We start from the raw sequence: 17893 nt of genomic DNA, 5'->3' as shown, positions 1-17893 counted from the left end.
ATGCTTCAAGAGCTACTTTCATTTATAATAAAACCTGTCTATACACAAGATATTGAAAGTTCTTTATCAGAAAAATTGAGAGTTCTCTTCAAGCTTTTAATTATTGCATTAACTGCAAGTATTCTATTATTAATGGTAGCTGCAGTTTTAGAAAGTATCCTAAAGCTTGAGATGGGCAAGCATGCCATGGATGATTTATTCGAAAACTACTCAGTGGCACTTATTTTCTTTTTAGCAGTAATTGTAGCTCCTTTCTTTGAAGAACTGTTATTTAGAGGTCCGCTTGTCTTTTTTAAAGATTCAAAATTTTTTAAACCAATTTTCTATTTGTTTACAATTGCGTTCGGCTTTATGCATATCAGTAATTTTGAAATGAGCACTGAGGTTTTACTTTTTTCTCCATTGTTGGTTGCACCACAAATTAGTGTAGGTTTTCTTTTAGGCTACATACGGGTAAAATTTGGTCTGTTATGGTCCATGGCGCTACACGCCATTTACAATATGGTTTTAGTGGTTCCTGTGCTAATTATGCAATTGTTAGATATTTCTATTGAATGACAAAAAGTGAGCTAAAAATATTTCTTGACGAAAAGGTTTTTGAATACAATAAACCTGAATTCTTAGAAACCGACCCTATACAAATTCCGCATCTTTTCACACAAAAAGAAGATATTGAAATCAGTGCTTTTCTAACGGCAACAATAGCTTGGGGCAACAGAAAGAGCATCATCAATAATTCTCATAAGTTAATGGAAAAAATGGGACAAAGTCCGTATGACTTTGTACTTAACCATACCGATGATGATTTAGATAATTTATCAGGATTTGTTCATAGAACTTTCAATGAAAATGATTTAAGATATTTTATAAAGAGCTTAAAGAATATTTACCTTCAACACCAAGGTCTTGAAGGTATTTTTACAACTCTTCAAGACAAAAATTCTCTACAGCCCACCATTTCAAAATTCAAGAAAATATTTTTTGAGTTACCATATGAGCAACGCACAACAAAGCACGTATCTGACCCTTTAAAAGGTTCTGCCGCCAAAAGGATAAATATGTTTTTACGTTGGATGGTTAGAGATGCAATCACCAATGTAGATTTTGGCATATGGAAAGGAATACCTACCTCAAAGTTATCTTGTCCATTAGATGTACATTCAGGTAATGTAGCTAGAAAATTAGGTTTGTTAAAAAGAAAACAAAACGATGCGAAAGCATTAGCCGAGCTAGATAAAAGCTTAAGAAAACTGGACCCTTTGGATCCAGTTAAATATGATTTTGCCCTTTTTGGCTTAGGTGTTTTTGAAAAATTCTAGTTTATGGCTTCTTTCTCAAATCTTTTATCGGTCAGTGTTTTCATAAAAGTAATAATCGCCTTTGATTCTGTAGTCGTTAGATGTAAAGAGTCAGGTGGTAATGTTTGGTAAGGTACATCTAGGCCCATGCCCTGACCACCACCAACATTATAAAACTCCACTACTTCCTCTAAAGTTTCATACACACCGTTGTGCATGTAAGGTCCGGTTAATTCTGCATTACGCACTGTTGAAGTTTTAAAAAAATGCTTCTTTTCCTCTACTTCATAAGGATAATACTGCCCCCAATCATCATCTAAAACAGGGTTTTCAAAACTTGCATTTTTGGGCACGCCCAAATTTTCAAATTCGCTTTCCATATATTTAGGAGGCACCGTACCGTTAAATGCCGGTGGAAAATGACAAGTGGCACACGCAGCTTTACCCATAAAAAGATTAAAACCGGTAATCTCTTCGGTAGTCATGGTTTCTTCTAGATTGTTCATGTTCCGATCGAATTTAGAATCGAACGGAGCTAAACTTCTTATATATGTTGCAATAGCATTACGCACGTTCATATCGGTAATTTTGCCATCGTAAAGCGAATCAAATTGAACTTTATACACGGATTTATCTTGAATTTTCTCTTCTAATTTTTCCAAATCTATATGAAACTCATTTTCATTATTGGTGACTCCAACAATTTGATCTTCAAGACCATCTGCCCTTCCATCATAAAATAAAGAACGTTGGTAAACGGCATAGGTTAATGTTGGTGAATTACGTTGCAAATCTTGTCCGTTTATACCTTTAGCAATTTTATGCCCATCAGTAAATGCTTTTTCCGCAATATGGCAAGTAGCACAGCTTATTGTACCGGAGCCTGATAAATCTGTATCATTGAACAACTGTCTTCCTAACTCAATTCTTTCTTCAGTTATATCTGGTGCTCTTTGGGTGGAGAACATCTTCATATTGAAAAAATTCTTATCAAAAAGATTGGTCACTTTAGGGTCTAAAGCCCTTGATTGGCTTAATTCAATTCCCCAATCATTAGCAGTCTTATCCACTAGATCCAATTGCGTATTGGTATGCAATTTTATAAACGAGTATCGATCAAATTCATCAAAATTGGCACTTTGTAAATCATCAATGGTGGAAGAAATTTCTTTTTTCCAATGTACATATAACGTATTATCCCTAAAAGCCGCTTTATAAATATCCAAAACTTTTTGTAGCGTTTCATAATTATAAACAGCTTCGTTCAATGAGTTTGCCAACATTGGAGAATCAAAACCTGTAATGCCTTTAGTAGCCACATTTACAATGGCATCTCTTATCATTTTTAAATGATGCCTATCTCTTTGGGTGATGAGAATATGATTTTTTCGTACAAACGGAATTCTAATCTTTAAATACTCCAATACAGTATTCAAATCTTCATTGGAATATCCTTCTTCACTATAAAGGAGCTCTTCCAATACTTGAAAACTCTTTGGTTTTTGTTTTTTAATATCGGTATGGTCGTCTATTTCTACCTTAAGCAAATTAGGCGCATTCATTGAGATGTAATTCTCATAATCATACGCGATAAGCATAGGCTCTACCCTTTTATACCATTCCCTACTTTTTAAAAACAGTTCTTTGTTCTTTGAGAGCGATTGTGCGGTATCTATTTGCTGCATGTAATAAGAAGTACTATCCAATGCCAGAAAATAATGTTCCCTTATAGCATTGTTGAACATAGATTGATCATTAGCATTTATAGCTAACAAAGGTTTTGTTTCCTCATTCTTGCAGGACAGAAAAAAACAAACAAATACTATCAAAATCCATTTATAATTAAATGCGCTCATGTTTCACTTTGAAATTAATATGAATAGAAAAAGGTTCCCAGTGAAGGGAACCTTTAAACTTGGTACAATTACATCACTTATCTAGGTAAGCCAGTCAATTTGAATAAAACTGAACCTTCTAATGCAGCACTGCCTTCACTAATTGCTGTTGGGTCAACAAATTTTAGTCCGTCTGCCCTTACAGCTGTATCAGGAGTGGTACTAAAATTCCAACCATGTACTTGAGCTCCACCAATAAAGGTTGGTTCAGTTGCACCTATGATATCGGTAACATCGATCAAGCCGGTTATTTCCCACATACTATCGGTATTACCAATACCAACACTTGCAGCATATGTTTGGTTACACTCCATAACTTCAACAAAGTTGCCCGTATTTAGGTCTAATTGCCATAACTTGGCAAAACCTGTGATATCCGCATTTAAATCTCCATAACCATTTGGATCTTCTTGAATGTAAGCATAGTTCTCAGTTACCAAAATGTTATCTGGAGAATGCATTCCATCACCTTTTCCACCTTCTAAGTCACCATCAACTACAACAGTTAATTTAGCAGGAGCCGTTGGATCTTCAGGATCTAAAACTAGTTTGTAAACACGACCAAAACCAGTACCTCTTAAGTTAAGGTCCGGATTATCACCACGAATTCTACCGGTAGCATTAAAATATACTTCTCTTTGAGCATCGGCAGAACCTCTTCTCCAATCGATATCTTCAATTCTTTGAAATCCTATAGCACCCAAGTCAATAGCTTCTTGGTTCAACTCATCTATAGTTCTTTCAGTAACTTCTACCCATTCTACATCGTATTCAATGTCTTGGGCCATACCCATTTCAAATAACTGACCGCCTTCTCCAGGAGCTGATTCTACTGGATTTGTACCTCTAAGTACATAAAGTTTACCTCCATAAAGGTCACCTCTTTGACCAACGTACATTCCAAAATGAGCTTGCGGATATGTATTATCACTATGATCATCACCCATAAAAATTACCGTTTGAGAAGAATAGGCATCTTTACCAATAACAACAGCATTTTCTGTTGACCACTCACCCAGTGCAGGTAATCTTTCTACTTCTACCCTGTCTTCTTTTGCTCTAAAAGGGTTTACTTTAAATACACCCTTAGCGTTACCGCCCCATTCTCCACCAGAAAGGTATAAAGGACCAAACCCGTGCTCTTCAACAGTAATTGAAGATCCAGAACACATTGCTGTAAAAGCAGTAGCTGTAGAATTTACTATATAATCTCCTTGTAAAGGCTGTAGTTCAGAATTCAACATAATTCTTGCAATGGAGTAATCTGCTTCTAGATTATTGATCAAAGCATAGTTACCATCTTCGGTAGGATATAGTGCAGCACCATCCATATAAGAACCATAAACAAAAGTAGAATCAGATTCTAAGATATCTGCAGAAGACATGATCATATTAAAGTCGGCAGAACCTGCAAAAGCACCTTTTAGTTCGAATAGTTCGTTTGGAGTTACGGAACTAGTTAATGGAATAGATTCTTCTAGAGTCAAATCTTGTCCGTCAGCACCATCGGCGCCATCAGCACCATCGGCTCCGTCTGCGCCATCAGCACCGTCTACACCGTCAATACCATTTGTACCATCTACACCATCTTCTCCATCACAGCTCATTACAGCTAATCCTAAACAAGAAAGGAAAAGGGCTTTAAATAGTAAATTTTTCGTTTGTTTCATTATCAATATAGTTTTTAGGTTATGAATTCCAAAACTATAGAGATAACCTTGTAATAAGGTATTCTAAAAATTAGCAATAAATGAACTAAACCTTATGATAATGTTAACATGTAAACTTAACTTGAAATCGAAGTGATCAAATCTTGAACTTAACTTTAAGTTAAGTTGCAATTATTTGTTTTTCAAGCAACTACACTACAATACCCAAATCACCTAATGACAATAATTGTTCTTGCCCACCTTCTCTTACCGATTTGTAAATAGCCTCTACAATTATCATATCTCTTTTTCCCATTTCACCAGGAGCCACATTTTTACTGTCCAACAAAATATGCTTTGCAAAATCATCCATCTGTAAAGCCTGTTGTCTTTTATGTGGAAACTTTAAGACATCACCATTAGAAGTTCTTCCACTTATTGGCCCGTAACTATGGGCTGGATCTAACTCAAACCAACCTTTACTACAATGACATTTTAATCTATTACCATTTGCATTATGCGAAGTCATCATATGTGCAACAGCACCATTCTCAAATTTAAACTGAGCTGTAATGGTCTCATCGGTATCCTTAAAATAATCAGGTCTAGTACTAAATTCTTGTGCAGAAACTGAAATAGGGTTTTGACCTGTACCATAAATACTGGTTTGTATAGCATACACACCCATGTTCATGAGCGCTCCGCCACCAGATAATTTTTTATTTAATCGCCATTGATCTGGATTACCGTTAGAGACATATCCTGCATCAGATGAAACAAACAAAACATCGCCAAAAGTTTTTTCCCCAACGTATTTTTTGACTTCATGGGTATAAGGGTCGCTTTGCATTCTATAACCAACAGAAAGCTTAACCTTATGTTCATTGCACGCATTTATAATTGCATCACATTCCGCAACACTTACCGCCATTGGTTTTTCACAGATAACATGTTTACCTGCCTTTGCCGCACGAATACAAAATTCCGCATGCATACTGTTGGGTAATACTACATAAATAACATCTATACTGTCATTATCCGCAATGGTATCAAAATTCTCATAATTATAAATATTCTCTTTGGGTATATTGTATTTCTCTTGCCAAACAGATTCCTTTTCTTTGGTACCGGTTACAATTCCTGCCAAATAACAATGCTCCGTATCCAATAAAGAAGGTGCTAATTGATAAGTACTGTAGCTCCCTAAACCAACCAAGGCTACACCCAACTTTTTACTGTTTTTATTAGTTGTAAAGGCATTTGCCAACGGCATATTGGCTAAAAAAGCGGATCCTAACAGGCCTTTAGTAGCCAAACCATTAAATGATCGTCTTGTAAGTTGTTTCATGAGTATTAGTTGTATGAATTAGAAAAGTAAATAATTATCAGGTAATTCCATAATTAATTAGGTTGTATTAACATTATGAATAACAGCTAAAAAATTTTAAACATATCATTTTTAAAACCATCATAATTAAGGATTTGACATTTAAAACTCAATCGATCCGAACAACGAATAAAATAGCACAATTATGCTTATTTTCGTTTTACAACAGAACCTTATCAAACCATGAAAAAAATAGTACAATTTACCTTTTGTTTGGTCACTGCATTTGCCTTTGGCCAGTCTAGGGAATTACCCGTAGACACCGTTATCACAACACAACATAACGCTACCATTAATGGCGCTAGTTTTTCGTACACCGCACAGACCGGGACCCAACCTGTGTGGGATGAAAATGCAAAACCTATAGCCTCTTTGCATTATACCTATTATACTAGAAACAACATCAAGGATCGTGCTGCTAGACCGCTATTGATTTCATTTAATGGAGGTCCAGGATCAGGTTCGGTATGGATGCATTTAGCGTATACCGGACCAAAGGTTTTAAAAATTGATGATGAAGGATATCCTGTTCAACCTTATGGTGTAAATGACAATCCGCATTCAGTTTTAGATATTGCGGATATCGTTTATGTAAATCCTGTAAACACAGGTTATAGCAGAACTATCCCTGCAAGCGGAAAAGAAGTAGACCGCGACAAATTCTTTGGCATAAATGCCGATATTAAATATTTGGCAGAATGGCTGAACACCTTTGTAACCAGAAACAACAGATGGCGCTCGCCAAAATATATAATCGGGGAAAGTTATGGGGGCACACGTGTTATGGGTCTTTCTTTGGCTTTACAAAATCAACAATGGATGTATTTAAACGGTGTCATAATGGTTTCACCGGCTGATTATAAAGTGATACGCAATTCCGGACCCGTTGCCGAAGCAATAAACCTACCTTATTATACTGCGGCGGCATGGCATCACAAAGCTTTACCACCAGCCTTACAGAGTAAGGATCTTTTAGAAATTTTACCGGAGTCTGAAGCATATACAATTGATAAGCTAATACCGGCATTGGCTAAAGGAGGATTTTTAGAGGCTTCCGAAAAAGAGGCTGTAGCAGATAAAATGGCTTATTACTCAGGATTGAACAAAAAAGACATTCTTGACCACAACCTTTCCGTACCTACTTCTTTCTTTTGGAAAAATCTTTTAAAAGATAAAAGCGGGCATACCGTAGGACGCTTAGATTCAAGATATTTAGGAATAGATAAACAACTATCTGGAACAAAGCCAGACTATAATTCTGAATTAACATCTTGGCTACATAGCTTTACCCCTGCCATTAACTATTACTTACAGGAAGAGTTAAATTTTAAGACCGATGTAAAATATAATATGTTCGGTCCGGTACACCCTTGGAACAATGACGATGACAACACCAGAGATAATTTAAGACAAGCAATGGCACAAAACCCATATTTAAATGTTTTGGTACAATCTGGCTATTATGATGGAGCTACCACCTACTTCAATGCAAAATATACCATGTGGCAAGTAGACCCAAGCGGACGCATGAAAGATAGATTTAGTTTTAAAGGATATCGTTCAGGTCATATGATGTACCTACGAAGAGAAGATTTAAAAACTGCAAATGATGATATTCGTGATTTCATAAATCGTACTATTGCAACAGGAAAAAGTGCAAAGTATTAGAAAACTACCTTTCTAGAACAGTACTGGACATTCCCAATACAAATAGCGAGTTGATCTCTGTTGTTTTTATTGGGAATTTCATTTGATGACGGTAATCTACAGTTTTTGTAGCATCTTTAAATAATTGTTCCCTTTTACGTTGTTTTCTTTTTTTGAAAATATCAATTGTAGCACCAATTGTTACACCTCCTAATACGGTAGCTAACAAATCTTCATTGCTCCATCCTCCATATTGATTTTGATCAATAGCCTCTTTGGCCAAACCAATAAGCAAACTTCCACCAACTGCACCAACAAAAGTCCACGTTCTGTCTCCATCTGAAATTTCATTCGCAACCCCTGCCCCCACAAGACCATATAAATTACCTCCTAAGTAGTGAAGAACCTTATCTTGCTCAATTTGACCGTAAGCTTTAACAGCTAAAAATAGCAGAAGAGAAATAGTTAGTATCTTTTTCATACTGCGCAAAGATAAAAATTCTAATAGATGCCTTAGGTTAAATAATGACAAGTAATAACCCGTCAAATTCATCATAGGTCAATTTTATATTATCTTAGGATTTTAAATTAGAATATGGAAATAAAAAGTTTTATCAAAAGTCTTACAATAATGCACCTATTCCTATTAATAGGCTTAAGCATTTTTACCCTTTGGGTATTTTTACAGATCAATTCTTTTAATACAAGTACTGCAGGGCAAGGGGTCTTTTTATACATGGTACCCGTATTTGCAATGTTGGGGTATTTTGGCAGTCAATGGGTCTTCAAAAAAATGACTTCCAATATTAAATCAGAAAGTCGTTTAGAAGAAAAGCTAAAAAAGTATCAATCTGCTTTACATATCAAATATGCCCTTATTGAAATCCCTGCCTTCATAGGATTGTTTGCATATTACAATTCCGCCAATGCCCTTCCATTGGTCATTTCTGTGTGCTTATTGGCCTATTTGGCTGCGCAAAGACCAAATAAGGCTAATATTATAAACAACATCCCATTAAAAGCAGAAGAAAAAGAACAAATTCAACAATCATAATAAAGATGAATAGAATAAAAACAATAATATATACGTGTATGTTATCTATTTTAGGATTAACCTCTGTCAATGCCCAAGATTGGCCTGATCTAAATCATTTTGAAGTTGCTAATGATACAATAGAACAAGCCAAAGAAAACGAAAATCGGGTGGTGTTTATGGGCAATTCCATTACAATAGGTTGGCTAAAAACGCGTCCGGAGTTTTTTAAGGGCAAGCCCTATATTAATCGCGGTATCAGTGGTCAAACCACGCCACAAATGTTAATACGATTTAGACAAGATGTCATTGATCTTAAACCAAAAGTGGTAACAATATTGGCAGGCACCAATGATATAGCAGGTAATACAGGACCATCTACCCTAAAAATGATTATGGACAATATTAAAGGCATGGCAGAAATGGCGCATGCAAATAATATTAAGGTAATTCTTTCCTCTACCCTACCGGCCTACGATTATCCTTGGAAGCCAGGTTTAGAACCTGCTGGAAAAATTATTAAGCTTAATGAGATGATAAAAGAATATGCCAATACGCATGGACATATCTATTTAGATTATTTTTCAAAAATGGTTGATGAGCGTAATGGACTTCCAAAAAAATATGCCAGAGATGAAGTACACCCAACAGCTGAAGGCTATATGGTTATGGAGCCATTAGTTGAAGCGGCTATCTCTGAAGCTTTAAAAAATTAAAGCTTTTAATAAGCAGGTAATTTTATTGTTGATTACAACAATTGAAACCAACTAAGATTTAATTATTTTTGATAAATTTTGATCACTATAAAATGAAAAAAACACTATTCTTATTGGTCGCAACGGCCTTATCTTGTAATTCTTCTCAAAAAACGATTAAAGAAAACGCTACTGAAGAACCACAAATTTCCTCTGAAATTACTTATGCAGAAACAATTACCGAAGCTGAACTTAAAGATCATTTATATATCTATGCATCGGATGAGTTTGAAGGTAGGGAAACCGGACAACCAGGTCAGAAAAAAGCAATAGCCTACTTAAAGGCCGAATATGAAAAGTTAGGTATTCCTGCAGCAAAAGAAGATGGCAACTATTTTCAAGAAGTACCTTTAGAGATAAGTAAACTACCTATAGGTAAACTAAGCTTGAACAATACGGATTTTATCATAGGAGAACACGTACTTACTTTTGCTGCCGCAAATTCTTCAAATGATGAAATTGTTTATATAGGTTATGGTATTGATGATACGGTATACTCTAGTTATGACAATGTAGATGTTACAGATAAAATTGTACTATTAAAATCTGGTGAACCCATAAAAGAAGATGGTACTTACGTTATTTCAGGCACTTCAGAAAAATCTATTTGGAGCAATATGTCAGAGTCATTGACCAAGCGTATACAAATTGCAGTTGACAAGGGTGCCAAGGGAGTATTATATTACGATAAGGACAATTTCAGCAGATTTAAACGCAGATTTGAATCTATGAGGCAAAACAACAGTGGTAGAATGGAAGTTGTAAATAATGACGCCCCTGAGTTTTACAGTTTGTTTATAGACCAAACCCTTGCAGAAAGTATTTTACCGACAATAGAAAAAGAAAACGATTCTAAAGTTTTAACTGAAAAATTGACTTTGAATTTTGAAAGTTCTAATGACAAGGTCTCTTCAGAGAATGTTGTTGCCATCATAAAAGGTTCAGAAAAACCAAATGAATTTTTAGTGATATCTTCTCATTTAGACCATATAGGCATAAGTGGTGATGGTCAAATAAATAATGGAGCAGATGACGACGGATCGGGTACTGTTGCCCTATTGGAAATTGCAGAAGCCTTCAAAAATGCAGCCGATGCAGGCAAGGGACCAAAAAGGTCTATAGTATTCTTACATGTCACCGGCGAAGAAAAAGGATTATTGGGATCTCAATATTACACTGATGTTGAACCTATTGTGCCCCTAGAGCAAACCGTAGCCAATTTAAATATTGACATGATTGGTAGAATTGACCCAAAACGTGAAGGAGACAGAAATTATATTTACTTAATAGGTTCTGATAAGCTTAGTATTGAATTACACAACCTATCAGAAGAAGTGAATAAAAAATTCATGAATATTGAATTGGACTATACCTATAATGACGAAAACGACCCTAATCGTTTTTACTATAGAAGTGACCACTACAATTTTGCTAAAAATAATATTCCCATCATATTTTATTTTAATGGTACGCATGCTGACTATCACAAACCAAGTGATACACCAGATAAGATCAATTATGATCTATTGGAGAACAGAACTAGGTTAGTATTTTACACTGCTTGGGAAATAGCCAATAGAGAGCAAAAATTAAAGGTAGATTAAGCATCAGCCTATTTAAATTCAATAAGCCTGGCACAAAGTGCCAGGCTTATTTTTTTTCATAAAAAACTGACAGCCAATATCTTGAAAACAAAAAAGTCTTGGAATAAATCCAAGACTTTCTATTTGCTTTAGGGTGGAAGACCGGGTTCGAACCGGCGACCCTCGGTACCACAAACCGATGCTCTAACCAGCTGAGCTACAACCACCATTTGTAAGCGAGTGCAAAGATAATTTTTTTCTTTAGTTCTAACAAATAATAAATTGAAATTTGAAGAAATAAATAATTTTAATAAACGTTTAATTAATTTATTTATAACTTGAAGTTTTAAATAAAACAACCTACTTAGCCCCTAATGCGTTCTAAATCAAATTATAAATATAATTTTTTACTCATTGCATTAATATGCCTAAGTTATTCTACCTCTTTTTCTCAAATTGATAGTGTTCAATTTTATAAATCAAAAATTTCTGAATTAACAGAAAGTCCAGACTTTACTGAAGACAATACCGCATATATTGATAACCTAAATCACTTATCCTATTATTCAAGGTTAATTAAGCAAGACTCCATGCTCGTTTATTCTGAAAAGGCACTTGAATTAAGTTTAAAGAACAACTACAAACAAGGAGAGCTAGAAGCTTTGACCAATTTAGCTACTTTATTTCTTTATACTGGGGATACCAATAAATCAATAGAATATACATTACAGGTCATTGAAAGTCCCTTATTATCGACTTACCCAAAAACTGAAATGAAGGTCTACAATGTACAAGGACAGGCTAATTTTTTCAAGCAAGATTACCCTGCCACATATGCTAATTTTTTACATGCACTTTCAATTGCAGAAAAACAAAACGATTTGTTTTTTCTGTTTAGAATGAACATGAATTTAGGCACAATTTTCAGCAAATTGGAAAATTATAACGAAGCTTTGGCATATTACGACAAGGCATTAGAAGTGACCCATAATTTAAAAGATCCTACTAAAGATGTAATGCTATTAAGTAATCTAGCATATTTAAATATTAAAACAAACAATTTAGACGAAGCAAAAATTCACCTAGATAAATGTTTAGAGTTATTTGAGAGTCAAACCAATAAAACATGGCTGGCATGGACACAATATACACTAGGGTATTATAATCAAGCAAAAAATAACTTTGACACCGCTTTAGATTATTATGAAAAAGCATTGGTATTGCATAAAAACTTTAATGACGTAAAAAGCAAAGCCGATATTATATACGGTATAGCCGGCACCTATCTAAGCAAGGACAACTTACCCTTGGCAGAAGAAAACATCTTAGAAAGTATAGCATTATATAAATCATCTAATCACGATAGTGGCTTAGAACAAGCATATCGTATTCTATATCAAATTAAAAAACAGCAAAATGATGTTGCTGAATCTTTGAAGTATTTAGAGATGACCGAAAAATTATCATATGATAATTTCAAGAAAAAGAATACACGAAATTTAACTATGCTAAATGCTAGATTAAATTATGAAAAGGAAACCGAAGCCCTTAAAGCCCAAAGTGAGCTGGCGCTTAGTCAACAGCGCAAATACATTAAATGGGCATTAGCTGCACTACTTACATTAATTATTATAGTATTCATTATTTTAAATGCCAATAGACGAGAAAAAATATTAAATAAAAAACTGGCCAAACAGGCAGAAGTATTAAATGAGAATCAAAAAGCGCTTAAACAAATAAATCACAATCAGGATCGATTATTCTCAATAGTTGGACACGATTTAAGGAGTCCAATCATTTCCTTAAATGAAATATTAGGTCTTTACCTAGAAGACCCGGAAGGAAAAGAATACTTTGAGAAATTTGCTCCGCAGTTAAAAGAAGATATAGAACAAGTGCAGTTTACTATGGACAATCTTTTACACTGGGGAAAAACACAAATGCAAGGTAGCACCGTGAATATCAAAAGTATATTAGTTAAAGAAGAACTAGATATAATTCTACAACTATATAGAAATGAAATTAAAAAGAAATCCATAGTTGTAAATAATCAAGTAGCTGCTAACCATAGTGTCTTTGCCGATTTACAACAATTTAATATCATTTTCAGAAATCTAATTAACAATGCCATTAAGTTTACCCCAAATAATGGCATGATTACGATTTCCACCAAAATAAAAAATAAGAACTTGGTTATTGAAGTGTCTGACACAGGTGTTGGTATGACAGAGACCGATGTTCAAAAGCTTTTTAGTTCTTCTGAAAATTTCTCTAGTTATGGTACAAACTCAGAAAAAGGTACCGGCTTAGGTCTAAGGCTTGTAAAAGCCATGGTTATTAAAAATAATGGAGAGATAATGGTGAAAAGCGAACCTAACAAAGGCAGCCAGTTTATTGTTGAGCTTCCCATAGATATCAAATAGAAAGAAACTTCTAGGTACATTAAAATTTATTTACAGAACATCAATAACAAGATCATATTTTGGGTTAATAATTCATCCTTGATTTAAGAAATCATCGACCAACTACACGTTTAAGACGTTAAAACACACAATAAAGCGCATTTCACAACATTTATTCTATATCCCTAACCTACTAACTTAATTTTAAGCCAAGTTATAGGGATTACCATGAATTTTAGCAGAATAACCTCAAATTTAAAATACAACCTATTAAAGGGTTGGCTTGGTGTGTTCTTATTTTCCTACATTATAGCTCCTAAAGTCTTAGCACAAAATACTAAAAGAGATACGCTACTACAAGAAATAAAGGAATTTAGAAATTCTAATGTTTTCGATACCAGAGATACATTATATATTCATAATTTAATAAATCTTGCCACTGAACATCGGTATCATAATCTTGACAGTCTTCTAATTTTAAGTAAACAAAGTCTTGATTTAAGTAAAAAATCTAAATATGTAAATGGTGAGATAAGTTCACTTCATGCCATTGGAGGTTACTATTCTGATAAAGGCAAAATAGACCAAGCAATTACGTATTTTGAAAAAGCCTATCAGCTTGCCAAAAAAAGTAATGACAATTCTATTTTAATCATTCGAACATTAAATGATTTGGCCAAAGAATATGGTTACAAAGGAGATTATTCAAAAGCTTTAAAATGGTACTTGGCAACCATTGAAATAGCCGAAAAAAACAATGACAAAAATTCCATTTCCATTGTAAATGACAACATTGCGCATTTATACCTTGAACAAAAAGATTATGAACAAGCAATGGTTTTTTTACAAAAATCAAAAGCAATACATGAAGAAGTAGGTAACCCGGTTTTTATGGCCGAGACCTTAAGCAATATCGCATCTACTTATGCAGATATGAATGAGCTTGAATATGCCATGTATAATATCAACATAAGTATTGCAACTTTTGAAAAAGAAAAGATTTTAGAATGGCTTGCGTTCTGTTATGAAATTAAAGGCAAAATATATTTAAAAAAGAACAAGAATACTTGGGCGCTTTATTGGTATAAACAAAGCGAATTATTACATAAAGAAATAGAGGATGACCGTGCCAAAATAGACCTCTTAATTGGTATGACCGAGGCTTACATGAACCAAAGTAAAGATAGTATTGCCGAGGCTTATGCCTTAAATGCTTTTGATCTATCAAAAAAGATTGGGCTTAGAATCGGAATTAAGAACAGCGCTAAGAAATTAGCACAATTACATAAGAAGAAAAAAGATTTTGAAAAATCATTATGGTATCATGAAATTTATCAGGTAACCTATGAATCATTAACGCAAACCGGAAATGAAAAAGCATTGAATATGCTTAAAACAAAAATGGAATATGATCAACAAAAACAACAGTTGATCGATGATAATGAAAAAGCATTGGCAAAGCAGAAGATATTTGTATACGTAGCCATTATAATTCTTATCATTTTTGCCATTATTATGTTCATAATTCATAGAAATGAACAACAGCAGAAAAAATTAAATCTTGAGTTAAGAAATAAAAAATCTGATTTAGAAGAGAAACAAGCCTATTTAAATGAGTTAAACCAAACCAAAAACAAATTATTCTCTATAATTGGTCACGACCTTAGAGGACCAATTGGTGCTTTTCAAGGTCTTTTGAAATTATTCAAAGAAGGGGAAATGACCAAGGAAGAATTCTTGAATTTTGTACCCAAGCTAAAGGTAGATATTGATACTATTTCGTTTACTCTAAACAACTTACTTTCTTGGGGTCAAACGCAAATGAACGGTTCTGTCACCAAACATGCTACCACACAATTAGATAGCATAGTAGAAGAAAATGTAGCCTTGTTATCCGAAATTGCCGAATCTAAATCTATTTCAATAGTTAATAGAATTGAACCCAATTGTCAAATTTGGTGTGATCCCAACCAAATAGACATTATTATTAGAAACTTATTGAGCAATGCCCTTAAGTTTACTCCTAACAACGGGCAAATTGTAATAGGCGCCATTCAAAAAATCAAGACCTGTGAAATTTATGTAATGGATAATGGTATGGGCATGAGCGAAGATATCATCAGTAAATTGTTCGAAAAAGATTCCAACCACACCACTTATGGTACAAATGATGAAAAAGGCACCGGACTTGGACTTTCCCTTTGTAAAGAAATGGTTGAAAAAAACAATGGTAAAATTTGGGTACACAGTGCTTTGGGCAAAGGCTCAAGCTTTTACTTTACCATCCCAAGGGTTCAACAACCGCAAAAACAATATAAAGAGTCTGCTTAAATCAAGTTATCAAGAGAATCTACAGCTACCAATCTTTCTACTGTAAATCCTTCTGCATAATCGACACCGACCAATCTGCCTAAGTCTTCTGCCCTATACTTAACGCTTTGTATAAAAGTTTTGCTACTTATTGGCGTTTCTGGCTCATTACTATTAGGGTCGTGAAATTGAGAGGCATATGCCAGAATTGAATTGGTTTTTTCTTCCATATAGTTACTAATATCCACCACAAAATCTGGTGCAATATTCTTCCATTGTATATAATGGTAAACTTGTTTAGGTCTCCATTCTTTTTGGTTTTCCTCCCCTACTGTTGTTTCTATTCTTCTTAACCCACTTAAAAAACAGGCGTCACTGACCAACTTACTTCCTTTACCATGGTCTATATGTCTATCATCAATAGCATTGCATAAAACGGTATTAGGCTGGTATTTACGTATCATTTTTATGACTTCCAGTTGATGCTCCTCATCATTAACGAAAAAACCATCTCTAAACTTTAAATTTTCTCGCACAGCTACACCTAAAACTTTTGCAGCAGCGGCAGATTCCTTATCACGTATCTCAGCAGAACCTCTTGTGCCCAATTCACCACGTGTTAAATCTACTATACCTACTTTTTTTCCAAGTGCTATTTCTTTTGCAATGGTACCTCCTGCCCCAAGTTCAGCATCATCAGGGTGTGCTCCAAAAACCAAAATATCCAATTTCATCTTATATTCTTTCTTAGTACTACTAATTATTAATTTATTTAATGGAATTCAATGCTTGTTGAATATCTTTCTTTAAGTCTTCTATTTCCTCAATTCCTAACGAAAAACGAATTAATCCGTCAGAAATACCTTGTTCAGCCCTTACTTCTGCACTCATTAAGGCGTGTGATGTTTGTGTTGGGGATAATACAGTGCTTTCTACACCTGCCAAACTCATTGATGGTTTTATAAGGTTCAAAGCTTTTTGGAACTTTGAAGAATCTAATTTTTCATTCAATTCAAATGATAACATACCACCATATCCTTTCATTTGTTTTTTGGCAATATCGTGATCTATATGTGTTGGTAAACCAGGATAATATACTTTTTCAACCTCTTCCAATCCGTCTAAAAAAATTGCCATTGCCAAAGCATTTTCATTTTGCGCTTTAACGCGTATGCCCATGGTTTTCATACTTCTTTCTAGCAACCATACCGTATAATCACTTAAACTTCCTCCAAAATTCTTCGCCAATTGAAAAATGCGGTCCATATTTTCTGTTGTTGAGGCGACTGCCCCTGCACAAATATCCGAATGCCCACCCATATATTTGGTTGCACTATGAATTACGATATCAATTCCAAAATCAATAGGGTTTTGATTTACCGGACTAGCAAAAGTATTATCAATCATGGTTATTAAACCATGTTTTTTAGCCATGGCCGCTATTGCCTCTAAATCTGTTATGGTCAATAAAGGATTAGATGGCGTTTCTATATAAATAACTTTGGTATTTGCCTTTATTTCTGCCTCAAAAGCTTCGGCGTTCCATCCTGATGTAAAAGAGTATTCAATACCGTATTTAGAAAACTCTTCGTTAATTAAATTATACGTTCCCCCATAAAGCGTCTGTTGTAGCACTACATGATCACCAGCACCCAAAAATGCTAATAGAGAGGTGCTTACAGCTGCCATTCCACTACCAAATATCAATGCCGATTCTGCATGTTCTAACGCTGCGATCTTTTTACAAAGACCTTCTTGGTTGGGTGTATTAAAATATCTTGGATAGCGTTTTACATCAACATCTTCATAGGCGTAAGAAGTACTCATATATAGTGGAGAAACTGCGCCTTTGTGCTGCTTATCTTCTAATTCACCCACATGGGTACAAATAGTATTTAGTCCTTTTATCTTCGAATTCATATGCAAAAATTATA

14 protein-coding genes and 1 tRNA gene are annotated in these 17893 nt (G+C 34.5%); 8 read left to right on the top strand and 7 right to left on the bottom strand.

The window, feature by feature from the left end:
* Together CSC80_RS12510 and CSC80_RS12505 are read left to right on the top strand one after the other, a co-directional pair.
* Positions 1 to 558, top strand: a complete 558-nt coding sequence (locus tag CSC80_RS12510; RefSeq protein ID WP_099192259.1) for a CPBP family intramembrane glutamic endopeptidase — start codon at positions 1 to 3, stop codon at positions 556 to 558.
* Complete coding sequence (locus tag CSC80_RS12505) at positions 555 to 1319, top strand: TIGR02757 family protein (protein WP_099192257.1); 765 nt, start codon at positions 555 to 557, stop codon at positions 1317 to 1319. The genes CSC80_RS12510 and CSC80_RS12505 overlap by 4 nt, the downstream gene beginning before the upstream one ends.
* On the opposite strand, the gene CSC80_RS12500 is transcribed toward CSC80_RS12505, so the two are convergent.
* The 3 genes from CSC80_RS12500 to CSC80_RS12490 form a co-directional block, all read right to left on the bottom strand.
* Positions 1316 to 3154, bottom strand: coding sequence for a cytochrome c peroxidase (locus CSC80_RS12500; protein WP_099192255.1), 1839 nt, complete (start codon positions 3152 to 3154; stop codon positions 1316 to 1318). The two genes, CSC80_RS12505 and CSC80_RS12500, sit on opposite strands and share 4 nt — an antisense overlap.
* A 77-nt stretch (positions 3155 to 3231) precedes the next feature.
* Positions 3232 to 4863, bottom strand: a complete 1632-nt coding sequence (locus CSC80_RS12495; RefSeq protein WP_099192253.1) for an alkaline phosphatase PhoX — start codon at positions 4861 to 4863, stop codon at positions 3232 to 3234.
* Positions 4864 to 5053: 190 nt separating this feature from the next.
* A complete protein-coding gene (locus CSC80_RS12490) occupies positions 5054 to 6190 on the bottom strand; it encodes a Gfo/Idh/MocA family oxidoreductase (RefSeq protein WP_099192251.1) in 1137 nt (378 codons plus the stop codon).
* A gap of 222 nt (positions 6191 to 6412) precedes the next feature.
* Here CSC80_RS12490 and CSC80_RS12485 point away from each other — a divergent pair, with 222 nt between their 5' ends.
* Positions 6413 to 7897 (top strand): carboxypeptidase, encoded by a 1485-nt coding sequence (locus CSC80_RS12485; protein ID WP_071342087.1) that lies wholly within the window; start codon positions 6413 to 6415, stop codon positions 7895 to 7897.
* Between the two features lie 4 nt (positions 7898 to 7901).
* Here CSC80_RS12485 and CSC80_RS12480 read toward each other — a convergent pair whose 3' ends face one another.
* Positions 7902 to 8357 (bottom strand): hypothetical protein, encoded by a 456-nt coding sequence (locus CSC80_RS12480; RefSeq protein WP_180268617.1) that lies wholly within the window; start codon positions 8355 to 8357, stop codon positions 7902 to 7904.
* A gap of 114 nt (positions 8358 to 8471) precedes the next feature.
* On the opposite strand from CSC80_RS12480, the gene CSC80_RS12475 reads away from it, so the two are divergent.
* From CSC80_RS12475 to CSC80_RS12465, 3 genes are all read left to right on the top strand, one after another.
* Positions 8472 to 8930 carry a hypothetical protein gene (locus CSC80_RS12475; RefSeq protein ID WP_099192249.1) on the top strand — a complete coding sequence of 153 codons (459 nt, stop codon included), beginning with the start codon at positions 8472 to 8474 and terminating at the stop codon, positions 8928 to 8930.
* A gap of 38 nt (positions 8931 to 8968) precedes the next feature.
* Positions 8969 to 9625: an SGNH/GDSL hydrolase family protein gene (locus CSC80_RS12470; protein ID WP_236973384.1), complete on the top strand. Its 657-nt coding sequence runs from the start codon at positions 8969 to 8971 to the stop codon at positions 9623 to 9625.
* 92 nt (positions 9626 to 9717) lie between these two features.
* On the top strand, positions 9718 to 11268 hold the full coding sequence (locus tag CSC80_RS12465; protein ID WP_099192245.1) for a M28 family metallopeptidase: 1551 nt from the start codon (positions 9718 to 9720) through the stop codon (positions 11266 to 11268).
* A 131-nt stretch (positions 11269 to 11399) separates the two neighbouring features.
* Here the strand turns inward: CSC80_RS12465 and CSC80_RS12460 are convergent.
* A tRNA-His gene (locus tag CSC80_RS12460) sits at positions 11400 to 11475 on the bottom strand.
* Between the two features lie 146 nt (positions 11476 to 11621).
* Here CSC80_RS12460 and CSC80_RS12455 point away from each other — a divergent pair.
* Both CSC80_RS12455 and CSC80_RS12450 read left to right on the top strand, forming a co-directional pair.
* Complete coding sequence (locus tag CSC80_RS12455) at positions 11622 to 13670, top strand: tetratricopeptide repeat protein (RefSeq protein ID WP_099192243.1); 2049 nt, start codon at positions 11622 to 11624, stop codon at positions 13668 to 13670.
* Positions 13671 to 13877: 207 nt separating this feature from the next.
* On the top strand, positions 13878 to 15980 hold the full coding sequence (locus CSC80_RS12450; RefSeq protein WP_099192241.1) for a tetratricopeptide repeat-containing sensor histidine kinase: 2103 nt from the start codon (positions 13878 to 13880) through the stop codon (positions 15978 to 15980).
* On the opposite strand, the gene bshB1 is transcribed toward CSC80_RS12450, so the two are convergent.
* Complete coding sequence (gene bshB1, locus CSC80_RS12445; RefSeq protein WP_099192239.1) at positions 15977 to 16693, bottom strand: bacillithiol biosynthesis deacetylase BshB1; 717 nt, start codon at positions 16691 to 16693, stop codon at positions 15977 to 15979. The two genes, CSC80_RS12450 and bshB1, sit on opposite strands and share 4 nt — an antisense overlap.
* A gap of 34 nt (positions 16694 to 16727) precedes the next feature.
* Complete coding sequence (locus tag CSC80_RS12440; RefSeq protein WP_099192237.1) at positions 16728 to 17879, bottom strand: PLP-dependent aspartate aminotransferase family protein; 1152 nt, start codon at positions 17877 to 17879, stop codon at positions 16728 to 16730.
* Positions 17880 to 17893: the final 14 nt, after the last annotated feature.

It is taken from the genome of Maribacter sp. 6B07 (genome assembly GCF_002700155.1).
Classification (GTDB): domain Bacteria; phylum Bacteroidota; class Bacteroidia; order Flavobacteriales; family Flavobacteriaceae; genus Maribacter; species Maribacter dokdonensis.
Note: the sequence above shows the minus strand (reverse complement) of the source record. Positions and strands in the feature narration are given on the sequence as shown.